This is a genomic window from Acidimicrobiales bacterium, assembly GCA_036491125.1.
In the GTDB taxonomy this organism is placed as follows: domain Bacteria; phylum Actinomycetota; class Acidimicrobiia; order Acidimicrobiales; family AC-9; genus AC-9.
In genome coordinates this window covers 1-3,251 of record DASXCO010000118.1, presented here as the reverse complement: position 1 = coordinate 3,251, position 3,251 = coordinate 1, and the positions used below count along the sequence as shown (strand labels likewise).

4 protein-coding genes are annotated in these 3,251 nt (G+C 68.7%); 1 reads left to right on the top strand and 3 read right to left on the bottom strand.

The features are described from left to right. The 3 genes from VGF64_10055 to VGF64_10045 form a co-directional block, all read right to left on the bottom strand. Positions 1 to 204 (bottom strand): hypothetical protein (locus tag VGF64_10055; protein HEY1635091.1); only part of this gene is annotated, 204 nt, incomplete at its 3' end. 21 nt (positions 205 to 225) lie between these two features. Beyond that, positions 226 to 1,254: a thiamine pyrophosphate-dependent dehydrogenase E1 component subunit alpha gene (locus VGF64_10050; GenBank protein HEY1635090.1), complete on the bottom strand. Its 1,029-nt coding sequence runs from the start codon at positions 1,252 to 1,254 to the stop codon at positions 226 to 228. A gap of 14 nt (positions 1,255 to 1,268) precedes the next feature. Further along, a complete protein-coding gene (locus tag VGF64_10045) occupies positions 1,269 to 2,138 on the bottom strand; it encodes a sugar phosphate isomerase/epimerase family protein (protein ID HEY1635089.1) in 870 nt (289 codons plus the stop codon). Positions 2,139 to 2,276: 138 nt separating this feature from the next. Here VGF64_10045 and VGF64_10040 point away from each other — a divergent pair. After that, a partial coding sequence (locus VGF64_10040) for a hypothetical protein (protein ID HEY1635088.1) occupies positions 2,277 to 3,251 on the top strand: 975 nt, incomplete at its 3' end.

Genomic DNA, 3,251 nt, shown 5'->3' with positions numbered 1-3,251 from the left:
CACGGCCAGGCCCACCGCCATGCCGATCTCGGCGGTCTCGGAGATGGGGCTGACCCGGACGCGGTCACGCCCGAAGGCCTTGACCAGCGGGTCTTCGTCGGACGGGGCGACGTCCTGGCCGTAGAACACGACGGTGTCGTCACGCGCCATCTCCTGCTGGATCGCCTCGTTGACGGCCGCGATGTAGGGGATCTCTCGTGCCATGTCGGTCTCTCCTGGCGCTGTCTAGGCGTAGACGAAGTTGGTGGCCGCTTCGGGCTCGGGATACGGGCTGTCGAGGCCGAACTGGACGGCGGTGTCCATCTCCTCTGTGACCTGGAGGGTGATCGCGTCGGCGCGCTCGGCGTCGAGCGTGCCCTGCTCGATCAGCCGTGCTCGGAACCGGGGAACGGGGTCGCCGCGCAGGGCGGCCTCGTACTCCTCGCGGTTGCCGAACACCGTGATCGCCTCGTGCTCGGGATAGTGCAGGGGCACCCCCGGCGGCGCAATGAGGTTGCCGTGGGCCGACAGGCGGTAGACCTTGGATTCCACCAGCGTCGGCCCCTGTCCTGCGCGGGCGCGCACCACGGCCTCGCTCACCGTCTCATAGACAGCGAGCGGGTCGGTGCCGTCGACGGTGACGCCGGGCATGCTGTACGCCTTGGCCTTGACCGAGAGCGGCTCGCCGTTGGCGGCGTTGGCGTCCTCCTGCTCGGAGTGCGTGGCCACGTTGTAGCCGTTGTTCTCCATGATGTAGACGACGGGCAGCTTCCACAACGAAGCGAGGTTGAGCGATTCGTGGAACGCACCCTGCTTGGACGCACCGTCGCCGAAGAAGCAGAGCACCACCTGGTTCTGCTTGCGGATCTGGGCGGCGAAGGCCACGCCGGTCGCGTGGGGGATGCCCTGGCCGACGATGCCGCTCGTGCCGAGGAAGCCGCGTCCGGGATCGCACAGGTGCATCGACCCGCCGTAGCCGCCGCACAGCCCGTCTACGCGACCGTAGATCTCGGCCATCATCGCCTTGGTGTCGGTGCCCAGGGTGATCGGGTAGCCGTGGCAGCGGTAGGTCGTCAACAGCTGGTCGCCGTCCTTCAGCGTCGCCAGCGACCCGACGATGGAGGCCTCGGCGCCGTCGGCGAGGTGCGTGTGACCGCGGATCACGCCGGGGTGCTCCTCGAACGTGCGCTTGACGCGCTCCTCGAAATCCCGGATGCGCAGCATCTGGGTGAACATCCAGATCAGGCGCTCATCGCTCAGCTCGGTGGTGCTCATCCTCGGGTCTCCTCTCACACGACGCCGGCGCGGACCTGCGCCAGCGTCGTCTCATAGGCACGGTCGAATTCCTGCTCGATGGGCAGGTTGCGGAGCTTCTCAGAGAGGATCTCGGCGCCCCACGGGCCGGGGTAGCCGGCTCGGTGCAGTGCGTTCACGTACCCCGCGATGTCGAACTCGCCCTCGCCGGGGAGCTCGCGGCGGTTGATGACCTCGTCGAGCTTGTCCTCCATGTACTGGACCTGTCCGTCGGACAGCTCGACCCAGGCGATGTGCCGGGCCGGGATCGCCGCCAGCTGCTCGGGGTCGATTTGCAGCTTGCCCATGTGCCAGGTGTCGATGGCCAGGCCTCCGTTGGGGCGGTCGGCCTCGGTGACGAGGCGCAGGCCGTCTTGGAGCGTGCCGACGTTGGGGTCAAACGGGATGATCTCGTAGGCGACCTTGGCGTCGGTGTGATTGGCGGCGTCGTCACACAATGCCGCGTACTCCTCGATGACTCGGTCCAGCTCGCACGGGGTCTCGGGGATGTTCCCGACCTTGATGTGGTGGGCGTCGAAGGCGGCCGCGGTCTCGAACAGCTGCCGGCGCATGGCGTCCGATGCCTTCCGCTGCTCGCTGCCCTGCGGGGTGAAGAAGTCGGCCAGGAATTCGACCTCCAGGTACTTGAGGCCGTGGTCGCGAAAGACCCTGGCCATATCCTCGAGCGTCGTGGACTCGAGCTGATGTTCGACGTCGGAGTGCCACAGGCCGAGGCCGGTGAAGCCGACGCGTTGCGCGTGAGCGCAGCGGTCCTCCCAGCTGAACGTGCTCCATTCTCGCCCGAAATGGACCACCACGGGACCGCTCACCGTCCAGTAGGTGACCATCACCTCGATCTCGCCCACCGGCTCTCCTGTTCCTCGTTGCCGGGCCCAAGCCAAGCTATCGCCGGGGTCCGGTGCAGTCCAGTGCCAGCGCGCAGGGGTTCTTGTCGATGAGCGCTGGGAGGGGCAAACCGACCCGTCACCATTGAGGCTGCCACCATGACGGACGTGGAATCGCTCTGGCCGCGCCTGGCGGAGCTGCCGCTCGCCATCGAGTCATACGAGTACGAGCGGCTGCACGCCGTCGCCACCTACGACTTCCAGCGCGTCACGACGCAGGTGCGGCTGGTCGGTGCCGGCGCTGACGGGCTGGGGGAGGACGTCTCGGTCCACGTCGAGGACGGCAGCTCCCTGCACGAGACGCAGCTCGCGCTCCCGCTTGCGGGTGAGTGGACGCTGGCCGGCTTCTGCGATCACCTCGCGACGCTCGACCCGTGGCCCAAGCCGCCGGAGTGGGAGCTGGCGCGAAACTGGCGCAACTGGGCGTTCGAGTCAGCGGCGCTGGACCTCGCGTTGCGCCAGGCCGGCCGTTCCCTGCACGACGTGCTCGGCCTGGAGCCGCGGCCGGTGCGTTTCGTCAACTCGCTGGGCCTGGGCGAGCAGCCCTCCATTGAGCCGGTGCACCGGCGCCTGGCCCGGTCACCGGGTGTGCGCTTCAAGCTCGACGCGGAGTCGACCTGGTCGCCGGGGCTCGTGGACGAGGTCGCCGCCACCGGGGCGGTCGACACCATCGACTTCAAGGGCCAGTACGGCCTCGAGGTCAAGAAGCCGCAGGCGCTCGGACCGCTCTATGACCACGTCATCGCGGGGTTCCCGGACGCGTACCTGGAGGATCCGCATGACCTGCCCGAGATCGCGCGGCGCCTGGGCGATCACCTCGACCGCGTCTCCTACGACGCACCGATCCATGGCGCCGACGACATCGGGGCCACGCCGATCGCGGGCCGCGTGGTCAACGTCAAGCCCTCACGCATCGGCACCCTGCGCCGGCTGTTCGAGGTGTACGCGCGCTGCGCGCGGGAGGGGCGACCGATGTACGGCGGCGGCATGGGGGAGCTGGGCGTCGGCCGTGGGCAGATCGAGCTGCTGGCCGCCCTGTTTCACGCCGACGGTCCCAACGACGTCGCCCCCAGC